The 17561-nt window shown below is 37.5% G+C and carries 19 protein-coding genes; 13 read left to right on the top strand and 6 right to left on the bottom strand.

Features of this window, described 5'->3' with window-relative positions:
- Window positions 1–5: 5 nt before the first annotated feature.
- The 4 genes from IGL37_RS10875 to IGL37_RS10860 all read left to right on the top strand — a co-directional run bounded on the left by IGL37_RS10875 (window position 6) and on the right by IGL37_RS10860 (window position 4896).
- Window positions 6–1010 carry a lipoate--protein ligase gene (locus tag IGL37_RS10875; RefSeq protein WP_002356394.1) on the top strand — a complete coding sequence of 335 codons (1005 nt, stop codon included), beginning with the start codon at window positions 6–8 and terminating at the stop codon, window positions 1008–1010.
- 613 nt (window positions 1011–1623) lie between these two features.
- Window positions 1624–2313 (top strand): O-methyltransferase, encoded by a 690-nt coding sequence (locus IGL37_RS10870; protein ID WP_002381418.1) that lies wholly within the window; start codon window positions 1624–1626, stop codon window positions 2311–2313.
- Window positions 2314–2553: 240 nt separating this feature from the next.
- Window positions 2554–3117, top strand: a complete 564-nt coding sequence (ahpC, locus tag IGL37_RS10865) for an alkyl hydroperoxide reductase subunit C (protein WP_002356396.1) — start codon at window positions 2554–2556, stop codon at window positions 3115–3117.
- Window positions 3118–3213: 96 nt separating this feature from the next.
- On the top strand, window positions 3214–4896 hold the full coding sequence (locus IGL37_RS10860; protein ID WP_002370536.1) for an FAD-dependent oxidoreductase: 1683 nt from the start codon (window positions 3214–3216) through the stop codon (window positions 4894–4896).
- Between the two features lie 99 nt (window positions 4897–4995).
- On the opposite strand, the gene IGL37_RS10855 is transcribed toward IGL37_RS10860, so the two are convergent.
- From IGL37_RS10855 to IGL37_RS10845, 3 genes are all read right to left on the bottom strand, one after another.
- Window positions 4996–5586 (bottom strand): hypothetical protein, encoded by a 591-nt coding sequence (locus IGL37_RS10855; protein ID WP_033786525.1) that lies wholly within the window; start codon window positions 5584–5586, stop codon window positions 4996–4998.
- A 120-nt stretch (window positions 5587–5706) separates the two neighbouring features.
- Window positions 5707–6240 (bottom strand): 3'-5' exonuclease, encoded by a 534-nt coding sequence (locus IGL37_RS10850; RefSeq protein WP_002356400.1) that lies wholly within the window; start codon window positions 6238–6240, stop codon window positions 5707–5709.
- Between the two features lie 33 nt (window positions 6241–6273).
- Window positions 6274–7029 (bottom strand): exodeoxyribonuclease III, encoded by a 756-nt coding sequence (locus tag IGL37_RS10845; RefSeq protein ID WP_002367205.1) that lies wholly within the window; start codon window positions 7027–7029, stop codon window positions 6274–6276.
- 206 nt (window positions 7030–7235) lie between these two features.
- On the opposite strand from IGL37_RS10845, the gene IGL37_RS10840 reads away from it, so the two are divergent.
- Entirely contained in the window at window positions 7236–8150 is a 915-nt protein-coding gene (locus tag IGL37_RS10840; protein ID WP_002394135.1) for a Gfo/Idh/MocA family protein, read from the top strand.
- Window positions 8151–8236: 86 nt separating this feature from the next.
- Entirely contained in the window at window positions 8237–9124 is an 888-nt protein-coding gene (gene murB / locus IGL37_RS10835) for a UDP-N-acetylmuramate dehydrogenase (RefSeq protein WP_002387193.1), read from the top strand.
- Between the two features lie 73 nt (window positions 9125–9197).
- Here the strand turns inward: murB and cbpA are convergent, their stop codons facing one another.
- On the bottom strand, window positions 9198–9836 hold the full coding sequence (gene cbpA, locus IGL37_RS10830; protein ID WP_002365057.1) for a cyclic di-AMP binding protein CbpA: 639 nt from the start codon (window positions 9834–9836) through the stop codon (window positions 9198–9200).
- A 285-nt stretch (window positions 9837–10121) separates the two neighbouring features.
- Here cbpA and rpmG point away from each other — a divergent pair, with 285 nt between their 5' ends.
- The 4 genes from rpmG to IGL37_RS10810 all read left to right on the top strand — a co-directional run bounded on the left by rpmG (window position 10122) and on the right by IGL37_RS10810 (window position 12133).
- Window positions 10122–10274, top strand: coding sequence for a 50S ribosomal protein L33 (gene rpmG / locus IGL37_RS10825; protein ID WP_002356408.1), 153 nt, complete (start codon window positions 10122–10124; stop codon window positions 10272–10274).
- Window positions 10275–10294: 20 nt separating this feature from the next.
- Window positions 10295–10465: a preprotein translocase subunit SecE gene (secE, locus tag IGL37_RS10820; RefSeq protein ID WP_002356409.1), complete on the top strand. Its 171-nt coding sequence runs from the start codon at window positions 10295–10297 to the stop codon at window positions 10463–10465.
- 124 nt (window positions 10466–10589) lie between these two features.
- A complete protein-coding gene (gene nusG, locus IGL37_RS10815) occupies window positions 10590–11135 on the top strand; it encodes a transcription termination/antitermination protein NusG (protein WP_002384070.1) in 546 nt (181 codons plus the stop codon).
- Between the two features lie 110 nt (window positions 11136–11245).
- A complete protein-coding gene (locus tag IGL37_RS10810) occupies window positions 11246–12133 on the top strand; it encodes an alpha/beta hydrolase (protein WP_002362316.1) in 888 nt (295 codons plus the stop codon).
- A gap of 92 nt (window positions 12134–12225) precedes the next feature.
- Here IGL37_RS10810 and IGL37_RS10805 read toward each other — a convergent pair whose 3' ends face one another.
- Window positions 12226–12948, bottom strand: a complete 723-nt coding sequence (locus IGL37_RS10805; protein ID WP_002356415.1) for a MurR/RpiR family transcriptional regulator — start codon at window positions 12946–12948, stop codon at window positions 12226–12228.
- Window positions 12949–13026: 78 nt separating this feature from the next.
- Here IGL37_RS10805 and IGL37_RS10800 point away from each other — a divergent pair, with 78 nt between their 5' ends.
- The 3 genes from IGL37_RS10800 to IGL37_RS10790 are packed head-to-tail and all read left to right on the top strand — an operon-like array spanning window position 13027 to window position 16614.
- Window positions 13027–14655 carry a peptide ABC transporter substrate-binding protein gene (locus IGL37_RS10800; protein ID WP_033598766.1) on the top strand — a complete coding sequence of 543 codons (1629 nt, stop codon included), beginning with the start codon at window positions 13027–13029 and terminating at the stop codon, window positions 14653–14655.
- Window positions 14656–14668: 13 nt separating this feature from the next.
- Entirely contained in the window at window positions 14669–15772 is a 1104-nt protein-coding gene (locus IGL37_RS10795; RefSeq protein WP_002356417.1) for a M42 family metallopeptidase, read from the top strand.
- Complete coding sequence (locus IGL37_RS10790) at window positions 15769–16614, top strand: M55 family metallopeptidase (protein ID WP_033917830.1); 846 nt, start codon at window positions 15769–15771, stop codon at window positions 16612–16614. The genes IGL37_RS10795 and IGL37_RS10790 overlap by 4 nt, the downstream gene beginning before the upstream one ends.
- Window positions 16615–16678: 64 nt before the next feature.
- Here the strand turns inward: IGL37_RS10790 and sdaAA are convergent, their stop codons facing one another.
- Window positions 16679–17551, bottom strand: coding sequence for an L-serine ammonia-lyase, iron-sulfur-dependent, subunit alpha (gene sdaAA, locus IGL37_RS10785; protein ID WP_002356421.1), 873 nt, complete (start codon window positions 17549–17551; stop codon window positions 16679–16681).
- Window positions 17552–17561: the final 10 nt, after the last annotated feature.

The following is a 17561-nucleotide window of genomic DNA, read 5'->3' as shown; positions in this document are numbered from 1 at the left end:
CGATTGTGATTTTTGTACCGAATGAAAATAATGACCCACGAGTGAACTTAGCAATTGAAACATATTTGTTAACAGAAATGCCTTTAGATGAGCCCATTCTTTTATTTTACATTAACGAGCCGTCAATCATTATTGGCCGTAACCAAAATACAATTGAAGAAATTAACAAAGAATATGTAGATGAGCACGGCATTCATGTTGTTCGTCGCTTAAGTGGCGGCGGCGCCGTTTATCATGATCATGGTAATTTGAATTTTAGTTTTATTATGCCAGATGACGGCAACTCTTTCCGTGATTTTGCGAAAGTTACCCAACCAATTATCCAAGCATTGCACGACTTAGGCGTTGAAGGTGCCGAATTAAAAGGGCGCAATGACCTAGTGATTAATGATATGAAGTTTTCAGGAAATGCGATGTACGCTACCAACGGCCGCATGTTTGCACATGGAACCTTAATGTTTGATAGTGATATTGATGAAGTTGTAAATACATTGAAAGTACGGAAAGATAAAATCGAATCTAAAGGTATCAAGTCTGTTCGTTCACGGGTAACAAACATTAAACCATTTTTATCTGAAGATAAACAAGAGATGACAACGGAAGAATTCCGCCAAGAAATTCTTTTGAAAATTTTCGGCGTAGATTCGATCGACCAAGTTAAAACGTATGAATTAACTGATCAAGACTGGGCGGCTATTAACAAAATTTCAGAGCAATACTATCGCAATTGGGATTGGAATTATGGTAAATCACCTGCATTTAACTTAGAACGTCGCCATCGTTTTCCAATTGGTTCAATTGAAATGAAAATGAATGTGGCGGATGGTGCCATTCAAGAAATTAAAATCTTTGGGGACTTCTTTGGGCTTGGTGAAATTAAAGATGTTGAAGATATTTTAACCGGCGTGAAATATGATAAAGCTTCTTTAGAAGAAGCCATTGATCAAATTGACGTTAAAAAATACTTTGGCAATATCGAAAAAGAAGATTTGCTTGGGTTAATTTATTAAAAAAAAAGACAGCCGTTTCAAACGGTTGTCTTTTTTCTAGCTAAAAATAATTTTTAGCTTTTAGAAAGGTAGTGCTATGTGCAAAATCGTCGAAACGATTTTTATCAGGGAGATATCAAATAGCTCGCCTGCATATGTACTTGAACCAAGTCAAGTCCGGGAATTTGGTTATGTGCTTCACTATAAATCACTATCTGTAAAGAGTATACAAGATTTCCTTTCTTTTGTGATATCAAATTTTTACAGACAAAGTAGTAAAATTTGACGTTTCTTATTTTGGCAAGGTTATAGGCTTGTTTTGGGGCTTGAAATAGCAAGAATTAATAGTGATTTAAGGGAAAATATTAACATATGTAGAAGTATTTTTATAAGAAATAACGAGAAAAAATCAATAAGTATGTTCTTGAGGGCTACTTTTTGACGTTTTCTAATTAAAACTTAATAAAAAATAGCAGAAACAAAGAAAAAATGTGCTTACAAGAAGTAATCCGCACTTAGCTAGGAAGTTAAGAATGTGCATGTTATTTTCAAACAAATAATAAGAATCCTATTTCAATCCTTTACAGAGGAACAAGGACTTCGTATAATAAAGGGACGAAAAGGAGCGAAAGTGATGAGAAACGAAATGATGCATCGACCAGTCGTTAAACCAGAATTGGTTGAGTATATGCGTACAAAACAAAAGAAACTTCCCGGAGAATTAGGTGCAGTGGAGGCGGAAGCCAATGAAGCAGGGGTGCCGATTATTCCGCACGAAACAGTAGTTTTTCTACAATTTTTGCTAGGACAACTAAAGCCCAAAAATATTTTAGAAATCGGGGCAGCAATTGGTTTTTCTTCAAGCTTGATGGCCCAATTTGTCGGTGAAGATGGTCACGTGACCACGATTGATCGTTTTGACGTAATGATAAAAAAAGCGAAGAAAACTTACCAACGCCTGGACTTAGAAGAAAAGGTCACTCTTTTAGAAGGACAAGCAGCTGAGATTCTGCCAACGTTGGAAGGACCTTATGACTTTATTTTTATGGATAGTGCCAAATCAAAATACATTGAATTTTTACCTGAATGTTTACGGTTGCTACCAGTTGGCGGCGTTTTGATGGTGGATGATGTATTTCAAGCTGGGACAATTTTAGACCCTGCTGAGGAAGTACCGAAAAAAAATCGAGCGATTCATCGTAAATTAAACCAATTTTTAGATGTAGTCATGGCGCACCCTGATTTAACTTCTACTTTAGTTCCTCTTGGTGATGGAGTTATTTTAATTACCAAAGAGAAAGAAACGATTATTTTAGATAGTTAAAGAATGTCTTCACAAAAAGAAAGCGAATCATTAAAAAGCAAGTTCTTTTAATGATTCGCTTTCTTTTTTATGTTATTTAAAAAGTTATCTCGCTATTTCTAATTGAGAATGATAATCATAAAATTCTCAATATGACAGTATTATGTGTTAATAAAACCTCTTTTGTTTATAATTATTCTATTGACGGAATAATTATAAACTGTTATCCTTAAAGAGTAAAAAAACAGAGGAGGAACGACAATGAATTTAATTAATCAAAAACTTTTTGACTTTGAATGTGATGCCTATCACGATGGTGAATTTACACGAGTATCAACAGAAGATATTTTAGGAAAATGGAGTATTTTCTTCTTTTATCCAGCTGATTTTTCTTTCGTGTGTCCTACGGAATTAGGGGATATGCAAGAGCATTATGCGCATTTACAGGAATTAAATTGTGAGGTTTACTCTGTTTCAGAAGATAGTCATTATGTGCATAAAGCATGGGCTGACGCTACAGAAACGATTGGAAAAATTAAATATCCAATGTTAGCCGATCCCAACGGTCAACTTGCTCGTTTCTTTGGCGTTTTAGATGAAGCTTCTGGAATGGCTTACCGTGCTTCATTTATTGTGAGTCCAGAAGGTGAGATCAAATCTTATGAAATCAACGACATGGGTATTGGTCGTAATGCTGAAGAACTTGTTCGTAAATTAGAAGCTTCTCAATTTGTAGCAGAACATGGTGATAAAGTTTGTCCAGCCAATTGGCAACCAGGAGAAGAAACAATTGCGCCAAGCTTAGATTTAGTTGGTAAAATTTAAATTCGCTTTGTAAATAGAGGTCAAAGAGTTGGATAAAACAGAGAAAATGTTTTGTTCAGCTCTTTTTCTGAAACACAGAAGAAAGAGGAGAAGCAAGTGACAGAAGAAATCTACGATTTGATTATTATTGGTGGCGGCTCAGCTGCTTTATCTGCAGGTATCTATGCAGGTCGCGCAATGATGGATACCTTAATTATTGAAAAAGACAAAATTGGTGGACAAGTAACGACGACTTCTGAAATTGTGAACTATCCAGCGATTCGTCACACAACAGGTCCAGAACTAATGGAAGAAATGCGCATTCAAGCACAAGACTTCGGTGTAGCTTTTACAAAAGACGAGATTATTGATGTTGATTTTAGTCAAACGATAAAAACTGTTCAATCAGCGAGTCAAACCTATCAAGCATATGCAGTATTGATTGCGACAGGGGCCTCTGCTCGTAAAATTGGTTTCCCTGGTGAAAGTGAATTTACAGGACGCGGCGTGGCCTATTGTTCTACTTGTGATGGGGAGTTTTTCCAAGGCCTAGATATTTTTGTGATTGGTGGCGGTTATGCAGCAGCGGAAGAGGCCGTTTATTTGACACGTTACGGTAAATCAGTAACGATGATTATCCGAGAACCCGATTTTACATGTGCAAAATTAACTGCGGAGGCGGCCAAAAATCACCCGAAAATTAAGATTGTTTATAACACAGAAGTGAAAGAAATTACGGGAGATGATTTTGTCCGAAAAGCTGTGTTTGTCAATAACCAGACGGGAGAAGAAACGGTTTATGAAGCGCCAAAAGACAGTACATTTGGCCTGTTTGTTTTTGCTGGAAATAAACCAAGTACAGAAATTTTTGAAGGGAAAATTGCCTTAGACCGTGGGTATGTGCCAACAACTGAAAATATGGAAACCAATATTCCCGGAGTTTATGCAGCAGGAGATTTACGAATAAAAGAATTACGTCAAATTGTGACGGCGGTTGCAGACGGTGCAATTGCCGCCACTCATGCGCAACGTTACGTGACAGAACAAAAAACACAGGCGGGCCAACCGATTGTAACGAAGCGAATGACTGAACGATTAGCTAATCAATCTGCCCCTGAAACAAGCAGTCAGCAACCAAAAGAAAAACAGCCAGCGAAAGTTACTGGTAAGCATCAGTGGTTCCCAGAAAGTATGCGCCAACAATTAAGCGGTATTTTCGCTAAACTAACCAAAAAAGTGACATTGCTTCAGTTTTTGGATGCAAGTGATGAAAAATCATTGGAACTTCAGTCATTCTTAACAGAATTTGCAAGTCTGGAACAGAAGATTACTTTAGAAACGATTTTGAAAGATACTGAGCCAGCCAAAGAATTGCTGTATGGGATTGAAAAAATGCCTAGCGTTGTGCTCTTAGATACGGCAGGAAACTATACAGGAATTAAATTTAGTGGTATTCCTAGTGGCCATGAAGTAAACTCGTTGGTTTTGGCGGTTTATAATGTCGGCAGCGAGGGGCAGCCGTTAGAAGCAAGTCTGCAAAAGAACATACTTGCATTGCCAAAAAGAAAAATAGAAATCTTTGTTTCACTAACATGTCATTTCTGTCCCGATGTCGTGGCGGCTTGCCAACGTATTGCATCAATTAATCCTCATGTGGAAGCAGAAATGGTGGACATTAGTCTATTTCCAGAGTTGAAAAAAGAAAAGAAAATTATGAGCGTTCCAGCAATGCTGATTGATGGCGAACAAATGATTTTTGGTTCAAAAACAATGACCGAAATTATTGAAGCCTTGGCTTAAAAGAGGCGGAAAAAGTAATTAGCCTAAAGAACCTAAGTCATTCAAAAAAGTGAGAAATACGTCGAGATGATGTATTTCTCACTTTTTTCGCATAGTTAGTCAAGTACCTTTTTTGATTAGGCGATTGAGTTTCCTAAAAAGAATTAAAAAGACACAACAGCAAATGAACAATAGGCTTCCTGTTAGTGGTAAAAAGATACCTTGCATGTAGCTATCGATATGCATTAAACCAGGTACCTCACTGAAAAAATCATGGATAAACTGTTGAATGAGCTTATTAGCTAGAAAAGCGGCTAAAGGCAAAATAAAAATCAAATAATAGATGGGTTGTAAGGCATAGCTAATTAAAATTTGTAATTTTGTCGTACCTAAAAGAGCTAAGATCAGTAAGTCGTTTTTTTGCTCTAAAAAAGTTAGGAAGAAAGCTCGGCAAATATAACTAATCAGGAAGAAAAAGAGTGTTCCAGTGCTGATTCCAGCCAAACCTCTGAAAATTGTCAAGGGAGGAATCACTGCATAATTATCAAGAAGAATCATTTGTGAAAGCCATCGAGAAAACAACAAAGTCAATAATAGAGCAGAAAAAGTCAGAAAACTAATAATAAAGATAAGAATCAACGTACTAAATTGGTTTTTTGAGCGCCACGCATTTTTGAGAGAGTCTATGAATAAGTAAAGAATCGAATACATCATCGCGTCCTTTCTGAAAAATTTTTGGTCTAGAGGAAAAGTTATGTAAAAGAAAAGACGTTATCTCCTGCCAACTAGCCACTGAAAGAGATAACGCCCTCGCTGGAAACAAGAACTGGATTATTTCACCAATACTAATTTTTTTAAAGGTTCAACCCCAAATCGTTGTTCTTGCTGTAAAAGAATTTCGGCACAAGCTCGGCTATCTTCTAAAGCATCATGATGATTATTTAAAGTGATATTGAGGTTTTCACAAACGGTATTTAATTTATGATTAGGAAATTCAGGAAACAGTTTGCGACTCGTTTTGACTGTACATAAAGAAAGGTAATTAGGTTGTTCTAAGCCATAGTAATCTAAACAGCCAGCCAAAACACTACAATCGAAACTTGCATTGTGAGCGACCACTAACCGATTTGGTTGAAAACAATGCTGAATTTGTTGCCATACTTCAGGGAATTTGGGCGCATTGACAACATCTGATTCATGAATGCCGTGAATTTGCGTATTTCGCCAGAAAAAAGGTGTTTCTGGTTTGATTAACGTGTAAAATTCATCCACAATCCGACTATTTTCTACTTTAACAATTGCAATGGAACAGGCACTATGTTTATCATAACTAGCTGTTTCAAAGTCAAAAGCGTAAAAGTTCATTAAAAAAACTCCTTTCAACGCGTTGAGTAACACTTAAAAATCAAGTACAACTTCCACTGGACAATGATCACTACCAAGAATATCTGTATGGATTTTAGCACTGACTAAACGTTCATTCAAGGATTCTGACACAACGAAATAGTCAATCCGCCATCCTGCGTTATTTTTTCGTGCGTTAAAGCGATAACTCCACCATGAGTAGATGCCTTCAGCTTCTGGATAAAAATAACGGAATGTATCAGTGAAGCCACTGTCTAACAACTCAGTAAATTTTTGCCGTTCTTCAGGCGTGAACCCCGCATTTTTTTGATTGGTTTTCCAATTTTTTAAATCAATCTTTTGATGAGCTACGTTTAAATCACCGCAAAGAATTACGGGTTTTTCTTGATTTAATTCGTTTAAATAGGCACGAAAAGCATCTTCCCATGTCATTCGATAAGCTAAACGCTTTAGTTCAGCTTGTGAGTTTGGTGTGTAGCAAGTGACCATGAAAAATTCTGGATATTCTAAAGTGATCACGCGGCCTTCTTGATCGTGAGCCTCGATACCTAAGCCATAGCGAACACTTAACGCTTCTTCTTTAGCGAAAATTGCTGTGCCAGAATAGCCTTTTTTTTCGGCATAATTCCAATACTGATGATAGCCAGGAAGTTCTAAATCAATTTGCCCAGCTTGTAATTTTGTTTCTTGTAAACAGAAAAAATCTGCATCTAATTCATTAAAAACATCCATAAAATTCTTTTTAACAACCGCTCGTAAGCCGTTGACATTCCAAGAAATACATTTCATTGTTGAAACTCCTTTCAAATAAGAAACGCTTTTGCTCGTTTCAGTGCAAACCAGAACCAAAGAAAAGGTCGCTTGGTGCTTTCTTCTATTCTAATACTTTTTAAAGAAGTTTTAAATACTTGAAAAGAAAAAGAGAAAATGACTGATTTTTGGAAAGAAGTAGTCTATGATAAAATAGTAAAAAGAGCAGAAATGAGGACAAACGAATGAAAATTGGAGTCATTGGTTTAGGAAATATTGCACAAAAAGCGTATTTGCCAACTTATAGTGAATGCCGCCACTTGGCAGAGTTTGTATTAGCGACTAGGAACCCAGAAACACGACAAAAAATCGCTGATCAGTATGGCTTTACAGAAACCGTTGAGACCGTAGAAGAATTGATTGAAGCGAAGATTGATGCTTGTTTTGTCCATGTAGCCACAAAAGTGCATGGTGCAGTCGTTCGCCAATTATTACAGGCTGGTATTCACGTCTTTGTGGACAAACCTTTAAGTGAAGAGCTTGCTGAAGTCAAAGAATTACAAGCATTGGCAGTAGCAAAAAATCTGCGCCTGATGGTTGGTTTCAATCGTCGTTTTGCCCCTTATACGGAAGTATTGAAAAATATTCCTGAAAAACAAACAATTTTTATTAAAAAGAACCGCATCAATACAACGAGAGAAACAAGTTTTATGATGTATGATTTATTTTTACATGTCGTTGATACCGCAGTTTATTTAGCGGAAGGACCGCTCCGCGTGGTGCAGTCAAAATTAGTGGAAGAAAACGGTCATTTAAAACGAGCAATTTTACAATTAGAAACCGAACAGACAACGATTGTTTGTTCCATGGATTTACACTCTGGGGCCAATACAGAAACTTTTGAAGTCACCAGCCCCACAGGTACTTATCGCTTGGAAAATTTAACGCATTTGACCATCCAAACAGAAGAAGAATACCAAGTAAAAGAGATGGGGGATTGGACGCCAACATTGGAAAAAAGAGGTTTTTACCAAATGGTTACTGCTTTCATTCAGGCCATTCAAAAACCGCAAGAGCAAGAGTTAAAGCAAGAAAAAGTCTATGAAAGTCATGCGTTATGTGAAGAAATGCTACGCCAACAACAACGGCATGTTCTTTAAAGAGGACTAGCAACTTTCTTTCTATCATGCTAGAATAAGACAGATATTTTGAAAAGAAAGGACTAACTTTCGTGAACACTAAAGCTATGTTAGAAACATTAAACGAAATTACTTTATTAGTAGATGAACCATTAAAAAACGTAACCTTTACTAAAACAGGCGGCCCAGCTGATGTGTTGGCCTTACCCAAAACAAAAAAAGAAGTCGAAGAGATTGTGGCGTATTGCCGAGAACAAGGACTTTCATGGTTAGTATTAGGCAATGCTAGCAACTTGATTGTTCGTGATGGCGGTATTCGCGATGTCGTGATTATGCTAACAGAAATGAAAGAAATCAAAGTAGCCGGTACCACCATGATTGTGGATGCTGGTGCCAAGCTGATTGATACAACCTACGAAGCCTTAGCAGCTGATTTAACTGGTTTTGAATTTGCTTGTGGCATTCCGGGAAGTGTCGGTGGTGCTGTTTATATGAATGCTGGAGCATACGGCGGGGAAATTAAAGATGTTTTCCAATCTGCAGAAGTGCTATTGGCAGATGGAACTATCCAAACAATGACGAAAGAAGACCTGAATTTCCGTTATCGTCATAGTGAAATTCAAGAATTACATTGTATTGTCTTGCAAGCAACGTTTGCTTTAGAAAAAGGAAACCATGCAGAAATTAAAGCCCAAATGGATGAATTAACGGAACTTCGTGAACTGAAGCAACCGCTAGAGTATCCCTCTTGTGGCAGTGTCTTTAAACGCCCTGTTGGTCATTTTACAGGGAAATTAATCCAAGACGCTGGCTTACAAGGCTTAAAATGGGGCGGTGCTCAAATTTCCGAAAAGCATGCGGGATTTATTGTTAACATCGATCATGCAACCGCAACAGATTATGTGGAATTAATTGCACATATCCAAGAAGTGATTAAAGAAAAATTTGATGTTGAATTGCAAACGGAAGTTCGAATTATTGGTGAAGAAGTCTAAAAAATAAGCTAGGGAGGTAAGTCATTTTGACTTGCCTCCCTAGCTTTAAATCCTAAGATAAAGGTCGTAAATTTTACTCGTCTTCTAAATTTTCCAATTCTACAACTTTAAAATTTTTCCGCTCTAAATGTTCTACAATGGCTGTACACGTTTCGGCAGTTGTGCCGGCTGGTAAAGTAATAAGTGTGCGACGAACAAATTCTTCACTATCGACATCCAATGTAATACAGCTGGCGATGCTGCTATATTTGGCAATGATTTTTGAAATGGCTGCTAAGTCGCCTTGTTGACCAACTGAAGCAATCGTTAAAACATAGCTCCCTTGTTTTACATTCCAAGATTGCGCTAAAATATTTAATAAGGTGCTGTGTGTTAAAATGCCGTAAAAATAATTATTTTCATCTAAAACAGCAATGTAAGGTAGTTCTTTAATAGTAAAAAATACCTTGAAAAATGAAGTGTTGACATAAATAAATTTTGTGGCATTTTTTAACAAATAGGTAACAGGTAAACTCATATCGCCACCGTTTGCTTTATGGCGGTAAATATGCATTTTATAGATATTTCCTCGGAAAATTTTTCCAGATTCGTCTAAAATTGGGACACAACGGTAACCTGAGTCTTCTAAAATAGAAAGAGCTTCTTCTAGAGTACAAGATTCATTGACGGTTGTTAAATTATCTTTTTTAATAACTACAGATTTTAATAACATAAACAGGCCTCCTAAGGGTTCATTTTTAATAAATTTATCATATCATAACTTAGCAGAAAACAATAGCTGAGACCTCAGAATAAAAGCAATTTTGTTAAAATAAATAGAAAATAAAGAAAAATCAGATATTTTATAAAAGAAATCAAGCACGTATTCGCGATAATGGTAAAAAATTACGTAAGAATCGGCACAGCGCTTCTTTAAAAAGTAAATTAAACTTTGACAACTTTTTCGAATAATGGTACTGTTAAGAAGTAAATTTGTGAATAGAGGAGGTCGAAGAACATGGCAACAAAGAAAGCAGCTCTTGCTTGTTCCGTTTGTGGCTCTCGCAACTATTCTAAATCCGTTAGTGAAGGTAAACGTGGCGAACGCTTAGAAATCAATAAATTCTGTAAATATTGTAATCAATACACGTTACATAAAGAAACGAAATAGATTTAGAGGAGGGTATCAACATGAAATTTTTCCGCAGCGTTGCTGATGAGATGAAGCAAGTAACTTGGCCAACAAAAAAACAATTGCGTAAAGATACATTAGTTGTAATTGAAACATCTATTTTATTTGCAGCATTGTTCTTTATCATGGATACTGTTATCCAAACGGCATTTGGCTGGATTTTAAAATAATTAATTCTAGTATTTCCCGACGAGGGGTGCTATAATAGTATTCGAGAAAAAGCTTCGGGAAACTGAGCTTTTTTTATTTGCTCGAAAAAAATAAACTAAAACATTTAAAGGAGCCGAATCAGTAATGGAAACTTTTGAAAGAAATTGGTACGTATTGCACACCTATTCAGGCTATGAAAATAAAGTAAAAGCAAACATTGAATCACGTGCACAAAGCATGGGGATGGGCGATTATATTTTTCGTGTCGTTGTACCAGAAGAAACAGAAAAAGAAGTCAAAAATGGTAAAGAAAAAGAAATCGTTCATAAAACTTTCCCTGGTTATGTGTTAGTGGAAATGATTATGACCGATGATTCTTGGTATATTGTTCGTAACACGCCAGGCGTAACTGGTTTTGTAGGATCACATGGTGCTGGTAGTAAACCCGCTCCTTTATTACAAGAAGAAATTAACCACATTTTACGTTCAATTGGCATGAGCACCCGTCAATCAGACTTAGAAGTAGCGCTAGGCGATACAGTGAAAATTATCGAAGGTGCCTTTTCTGGTCTTGAAGGTGTTGTGACAGAAATCGATGAAGAAAAACAAAAATTAAAAGTAAACATCGATATGTTTGGTCGTGAAACAAGTACAGAATTAGACTTTGAACAAGTCGATAACATTGATTAATAAACAAGCTGACAAACTATTGTTCAGCTGATTGATACAGATTGTAGGGTCTGGAAAAGCAGTCAACTGACTTCTTTTCCAAGCCCTTTTTTATTTCATCGCAGAAAGGAATGAAAAAAATGAAACATGCCCAAAAATATCGTTATTTTTCTTTGCTAATGGGTCTTGTTCTATTATTAAGTGCTTGCCAAATTGGGGCAACCACGAAGAATGACAATCAAGCCGCCACAAAAGAAGCAACTGTTGAGTTAAACCGCACAACAACACCAACACTTTTTTTTCATGGTTACGCAGGAACTAAAAATTCGTTTGGCTCGTTACTGCATCGCTTGGAGAAACAAGGTGCCACAACTCAAGAATTAGTGCTACTCGTTAAACCTGATGGGACCGTGGTTAAAGAGCGAGGAGCTTTAAGTGGCAAAGCGACGAATCCCAGTGTTCAAGTTCTATTTGAAGATAATAAAAACAATGAATGGAATCAAACAGAATGGATAAAAAACACATTACTCTATTTACAAAAAAATTATCAAGTGAACAAAGCCAATATTGTCGGGCACTCTATGGGTGGTGTTAGTGGTTTACGTTATTTAGGAACCTATGGGCAAGATACATCGTTACCTAAAATTGAAAAATTTGTCAGCATTGGAGCACCTTTCAATGATTTTATTGATACGAGTCAACAGCAAACCATCGAAACGGAACTAGAGAACGGCCCCACAGAAAAAAGTAGCCGCTATTTGGATTATCAAGAGATGATTAATGTTGTTCCAGAAAAACTGCCCATTTTATTAATTGGTGGTCAATTAAGTCCAACAGATTTAAGTGATGGAACGGTACCGTTATCTAGTGCCTTAGCAGTCAACGCCTTGCTAAGACAGCGAGGAACTCAAGTCACTAGCCAGATTATTAAAGGAGAAAATGCACAACATAGCCAATTACATGAAAATCCTGAAGTAGATCAATTGCTAATCGAATTTCTATGGCCGAGTAAAAAATAGCAAAAAGGCACATGTTCCATAAAAAATGGAACATGTGCCTTTTTCTATACTTTGGCTAGCGAAATAGCTTTTTTCAGCTATAATAAATAAAATTATTTATTTTTAGGAGATATTGGAATGGAATCCTCATGATTTAAATAAGCACAAATCAAGGCTTCAAAGGTGATTAATGTTTGGCCAAAAAACATTTGTGGCTGAGCGACACTTGTTGAAAACGGGCTGTAAGAGTCAGTTGAAAAAACGAGATCTGCCAGTCGACCAAGAGTTGAATTTTTGGCGCCAACAAAAGAAATGATAGGATGTTTTTTCTCTTTCGCAAGCAGAGCTGTTTCTTTTAAGTATTTTTCTTCACCAGAATGTGAAAGGATGATAAAAAGAAAATTCTGATTATTTTGACTATTTATCGAATGAGTATGGGCTGTTGTGATGCTGGGGATGCCATGAAAATTGAAAACTTCACTAATGTAAGCCGCCAAATGTCGTGAAAAGTCATGACCTAAAATAACAAATAAATGACTCTTGTGTTTGGCAAGCAGTTGACAAAACTCGTTGGTTGTTTCAAATGAAGGCGCTGTTTCAAAAGGGATTGGCTGAGAAAAATGGGCTTCTTTTAATTTGTAAATAAGTTCATTATAACCTGATAAATTTAATTTTTTGGCTAAACGAATGATGGAACTAGGCGAAGAAAAGCAGTGTTTGGCAACTTCTCGAATACTCAAATCGGCCGCGTTCGTACTTTGTTGATCCAAATAATACAAAATCTGACTTTCTGTTTTCGTTAAATGATACGTTTCTTTTAAGTAATCTAAGTTCATGAGCAAACCTCCTTTATCAGATTATAAATAATTTTGTGGGAAAAAGGTATCAAAAAATAAAAAAAATGAGGTGTTTTTATGAAAAGGGCAACAAAGCAAAGGCTGTCTTTGGCAGCAATCATGGTTTTACTTCTCTCGGGCTGTGGAAGTGTTGGGAAAGAAACCAAAAAGCAAGAACAACAGGTATTACGGGTCGGGATTGATTCGGAATTATCAACGGCAGACGTGTCGTTGGCAATGGATAATACAGCAGCAGATATAATGAGCCAAGTAGGGGAGGGACTTTTCTCCTTTGACGAAAAAGGAGAAGCTAAACCAGCATTGGCAACTGAAAAAGTACAGCCCTCCAATGATGGTTTAATCTATACTTTTACGATTCGAAAAGATGCAAAATGGAGTAACGGCGAGCCAATCACAGCCAATGATTTTGAATATTCTTGGAAGCGCACAGTGGACCCAAAAACAGCTTCCCCGCAAGCGTATTATTTTGAAGGGCTAAAAAATTATCGTGCTATTGTTGACGGTGGCAAATCTAAAGAAGAGTTAGGGGTAACAGCCATTGATGACCATACCTTGGAAGTAGAGCTAAGCTATCCTATGAGTTATTTTCAACAATTATTGGCGGTACCAGCTTTTTATCCTTTAAATGAAGCATTTGTCGAAAAAACGGGCAAAAACTATGGTACATCAGCTGAGTCAACACTTTACAATGGCGCCTTCACATTAGAAGGTTGGGATGGCACGAATAATACTTGGTCCTATGTGAAGAATAAAAATTATTGGGATCAAGCGAATGTTTCGCTAGATAAGGTGGATGTCCAAGTAGTTAAAGAAGTCAATACTGGGAAAAATCTTTTCGAAGGGAAAGAATTAGATGTTGTAAAAATTTCTGGAGAAATTGTTGCACAAGAACAAGGCAATGCAGCTTTGAAAATTCGTGAAATTCCTGGAACGTATTATATCCAATTAAATACGCAAAAAGATCTTTTGGCAAATAAGAATGCACGTCGAGCAATAGCATTATCATTGAATTCTGAGCGTTTAGCTAAAAATGTTTTAAATGATGGCTCAAAAAAAGCACTTGGCTTCGTGCCAACAGGTTTCACTAATCAAGAAACGCAAAAAGATTTTGCAGAGGAATTAGGAGATTTAAATCCTAGTGAACCAGAAAAAGCGAAAGAGTTATGGCAAACGGCTAAAAAAGAATTAGGAATTGAAAAAGCGGAGCTAACGATTTTAAGTTCGGATACAGAAAATGCTAAAAAAATCAGTGAGTATGTTCAAGGAGCTTTAGCAGATAATTTAGAAAATTTAACAGTCAATGTTTCACCAGTTCCTTTTAATAATCGTTTAGAAAAAAGTCGCAGCGGAGATTTCGACATTGTGGTTGGTGGCTGGACGCCAGTATATGCTGATCCAATCGATTTCTTAAACTTACTGCAATCAAAAAATTCCAATAATTTTGGTAAATGGTCTAATAAGACCTTTGATCAGTTGCTTCAAGAAGCAAACGTAACTTATGCAAATAAATATGAAGAACGTTGGAAAACATTACAAAAAGCGGATCAATTGGTTGCGGAAGAAGCACCCCTAGTTCCTCTTTATCAATTAACAGAAGCACGCTTAGTGGCCGATTCTGTCCAAAATTTAGTCTATGGTCCATTAGGTTCAGGCTATTACAAATCAGTCTCTATTAGCGACAAGTAAAGGTTGGGAAAAAATGAAAAAAAGTCAAGCTGTTCAATTAATTCAGGAACTTTCAAATGCTAATGGTGTTTCAGGCTTTGAAACAGAAGTCGTTAGAATCCTTCAACACGCAACTGCAGATTTTACTATTCAACGGCTAGATGCCATTAAAAATTTATATCTTGAGAAGAAAAATAATCTAAGTGAAGGTCCAGTAGTGCTTTTTGATGCTCATAGTGACGAAGTGGGTTTTATGATTCAAGCAATTAAAGAAAACGGCTTGTTGCGTTTTCTTCCGTTAGGTGGCTGGGTCCCTAATACGATTTCTGCACAAAAAGTTCGGATTCGCAACCGGGAAGGTACCTATCTGCCAGGCGTAGTTACTAGTCGACCCCCTCATTTTATGACACCAGAGGAACGTCAGCGGCCATTAACCATTGCTGATTTGACGATCGACATTGGTGCTACCTCAAAAGAAGAAGTAATTGAAACGTACAAAATCGATCTTGGTGCACCGGTCATTCCAGATGTGACGTGTTGTTACAACGAACAGACAGATCTTTTTTTAGGAAAAGCTTTTGATTGTCGCATTGGCTGTGCTTGCTTAGTGGACGTCATGGAGGAGTTGAAAGAAGAGACACTTCCATTCAAGTTAGTTGCGACAGTAACTGCACAAGAAGAAGTTGGCGAAAGAGGAGCACTTATTGCCGCAAAACAAGTCAATCCTGATTTAGCTATTGTTTTCGAAGGCTGCCCGGCTGATGATACGGCAGAAACGCCAGAGATGATTCAATCAGCAATGGGAAAAGGACCGATGTTACGTTATTTTGATGTTTCTATGATTACGAATCCGGAATTTCAAGAGTATGCACTGGAGATTGCTAAAATACACAAAATTCCTGTTCAAGTTTCTGTTCGAAGTGGTGGTGGAACCAATGGCATGGCGATTACACAAGTTCAAGGAGCCCCGACGATTGTTGTAGGAATTCCTGTCCGTTACGCTCACACACCCCATTGCTATGTAGATTTTCAAGATTACCAAGCGGCGAAAGAATTAGTCATTCAATTAATCAAAAATTTAGATGCTGACAAAATTCAAGCACTGGTTCAGCCATTGTCAAAGGAGTGGAACAAATGAAGATTTATGTGTCATGCGATATTGAAGGATTAGCAGGTATTGCGACATTTGATATGGAAAAAGAGGACACCGTTTTATTCCGAGAATTATATCACCAACATGTGGCTTGGTTGATTGAAGGGATTCAAAAGAGTGCTAAAAATGAACAAATTACAGAAATTACTATTGCCGATTCGCATAGCCGTGGATTGAATTTAGCTTATGCGCGCTTGGCAGAAATGGATGAACGAATTTCCTTAGTGAGCGGCTTTCCTCGCATGGATTATATGATGAGTGGCTTGGATAGTAGCTATGATGTAGTCTTTTTCTTAGGTTATCATGCCGGTATTGGTAAACAAAAAGGGAATATGGATCATGGGTATAGCGCTAGTGTTGCTTATGGTTTAAAAATAAACGACTTAGCGATGAATGAAACGACAATTAATGCAGCTTACGCTAGCGAATTAGGTGTCCCTGTTGGTTTAATTATCGGTGAATCAGGCTTAGAGGAACAACTTTTTCAAGAAAAAATGATGCCCGAAGTTCCCTTTGTTTCCACCAAAGAATCTCTGGGACGTTATGCAATCAAAAATAGACCCATGCAACAAGTTCGGGAAGCTATCGTAGCGACTACAAGTCAGGTGTTAACTTCCTTTGCGTTGTCTGAATTACCCCGATATGCCTTGCAAACACCAGCAACTGTAAAATTGCAATGTGTGACGACAGCACAAGCAGATCGTATTGAAATGTTACCAATGATTAAACGCGTTGATGGTAGAACTGTTTCATTTGTGGGTGAAACGATGAAAGATGTCATGAATGGAATTGTCGCTGTGGTTGGTTTAGGCGGAACAAGTTATTAAAGAAGAAGCTTACGGAAAAAACGAATGGACGTTTTTTTCTGTAAGCTTCTTGCTATAGTTATTTCTATTTTTGTTTCTCTAGAATTTCTTTGCTTAAACGTTGTGCAGTTGGTGTCACCGCAAGACCGCCTTCAGCTGTTTCCTTGAAAATTTGTGGCATTTGGCGACCCACTTGGTACATTGCGTGGATGACTTCGTCTGGTGGAATGACACTTCGAATCCCCGCTAAAGCCATATCAGCTGAGATGAAGGCTTGAGAAGAACCTAATGCATTTCGCTTCACGCAAGGAACTTCAACAAGTCCCGCAACAGGATCACAAATGAGGCCCATCATATTTTTTATCGTAATGGCTACAGCTTGAGCAGATTGATCAGGCGTACCGCCAGAAGCCGCAACTAAAGCGGCACTTGCCATTGCACTAGCAGAACCGACTTCAGCTTGACAACCACCTTCGGCACCACTGATTGAGGCATTATTGGCAATCACTAAGCCAAAAGCCCCAGCGGTAAATAGAAAATCCAATTGTTGCTGATGCGTTAACTTTAAGCGGTCAATAACTGCCAACAAGACGCCAGAAACTACTCCGGCACTGCCTGCGGTTGGTGTAGCACAAATCAAGCCCATTTTTGCATTAACTTCATTAACAGCAATCGCATTTCGCACGGCTTGTAAAATGGTCTCACCGCTTAAAAAGTTGCCTGAATGTATGTAATCATTTAATCGGGTTGCATCGCCACCAGTTAGCCCTGTTACTGAGGTAACACCAGCGATTCCTTCAGCGACGGATTGTTTCATAACGGCTAGATTTTTTTCCATTGTTTCAATAATTCGTTCACGAGAATACCCGCCATGAGCCATTTCTGTTGCAATCATTAATTCGCTCACAGAAGGGTAATCTTTCGCTTGAGCTACCAAATCTTTAATTGAATAAAACATCGTATTACTC

It is taken from the genome of Enterococcus sp. AZ119 (assembly GCF_050546175.1).
In the GTDB taxonomy this organism is placed as follows: Bacteria; Bacillota; Bacilli; order Lactobacillales; family Enterococcaceae; genus Enterococcus; species Enterococcus faecalis.
This window is presented reverse-complemented; position numbering and strand designations above follow the sequence as displayed.

Excerpts from the sequence above, each read along its gene's own strand:
- secE (WP_002356409.1), top strand. The coding sequence starts at position 10,295 with ATGAAATTTTTCCGCAGCGTTGCTGATGAGATGAAGCAAGTAACTTGG.
- murB (WP_002387193.1), top strand. The coding sequence starts at position 8,237 with ATGTTAGAAACATTAAACGAAATTACTTTATTAGTAGATGAACCATTA.
- rpmG (WP_002356408.1), top strand. The coding sequence starts at position 10,122 with ATGGCAACAAAGAAAGCAGCTCTTGCTTGTTCCGTTTGTGGCTCTCGC.
- IGL37_RS10810 (WP_002362316.1), top strand. The coding sequence starts at position 11,246 with ATGAAAAAAATGAAACATGCCCAAAAATATCGTTATTTTTCTTTGCTA.
- IGL37_RS10845 (WP_002367205.1), bottom strand. The coding sequence starts at position 7,029 with ATGAAATGTATTTCTTGGAATGTCAACGGCTTACGAGCGGTTGTTAAA.
- IGL37_RS10870 (WP_002381418.1), top strand. The coding sequence starts at position 1,624 with ATGAGAAACGAAATGATGCATCGACCAGTCGTTAAACCAGAATTGGTT.
- ahpC (WP_002356396.1), top strand. The coding sequence starts at position 2,554 with ATGAATTTAATTAATCAAAAACTTTTTGACTTTGAATGTGATGCCTAT.
- IGL37_RS10795 (WP_002356417.1), top strand. The coding sequence starts at position 14,669 with ATGAAAAAAAGTCAAGCTGTTCAATTAATTCAGGAACTTTCAAATGCT.
- IGL37_RS10855 (WP_033786525.1), bottom strand. The coding sequence starts at position 5,586 with ATGTATTCGATTCTTTACTTATTCATAGACTCTCTCAAAAATGCGTGG.
- cbpA (WP_002365057.1), bottom strand. The coding sequence starts at position 9,836 with ATGTTATTAAAATCTGTAGTTATTAAAAAAGATAATTTAACAACCGTC.
- IGL37_RS10790 (WP_033917830.1), top strand. The coding sequence starts at position 15,769 with ATGAAGATTTATGTGTCATGCGATATTGAAGGATTAGCAGGTATTGCG.
- sdaAA (WP_002356421.1), bottom strand. The coding sequence starts at position 17,551 with ATGTTTTATTCAATTAAAGATTTGGTAGCTCAAGCGAAAGATTACCCT.
- nusG (WP_002384070.1), top strand. The coding sequence starts at position 10,590 with ATGGAAACTTTTGAAAGAAATTGGTACGTATTGCACACCTATTCAGGC.
- IGL37_RS10805 (WP_002356415.1), bottom strand. The coding sequence starts at position 12,948 with ATGAACTTAGATTACTTAAAAGAAACGTATCATTTAACGAAAACAGAA.
- IGL37_RS10800 (WP_033598766.1), top strand. The coding sequence starts at position 13,027 with ATGAAAAGGGCAACAAAGCAAAGGCTGTCTTTGGCAGCAATCATGGTT.
- IGL37_RS10840 (WP_002394135.1), top strand. The coding sequence starts at position 7,236 with ATGAAAATTGGAGTCATTGGTTTAGGAAATATTGCACAAAAAGCGTAT.
- IGL37_RS10850 (WP_002356400.1), bottom strand. The coding sequence starts at position 6,240 with ATGAACTTTTACGCTTTTGACTTTGAAACAGCTAGTTATGATAAACAT.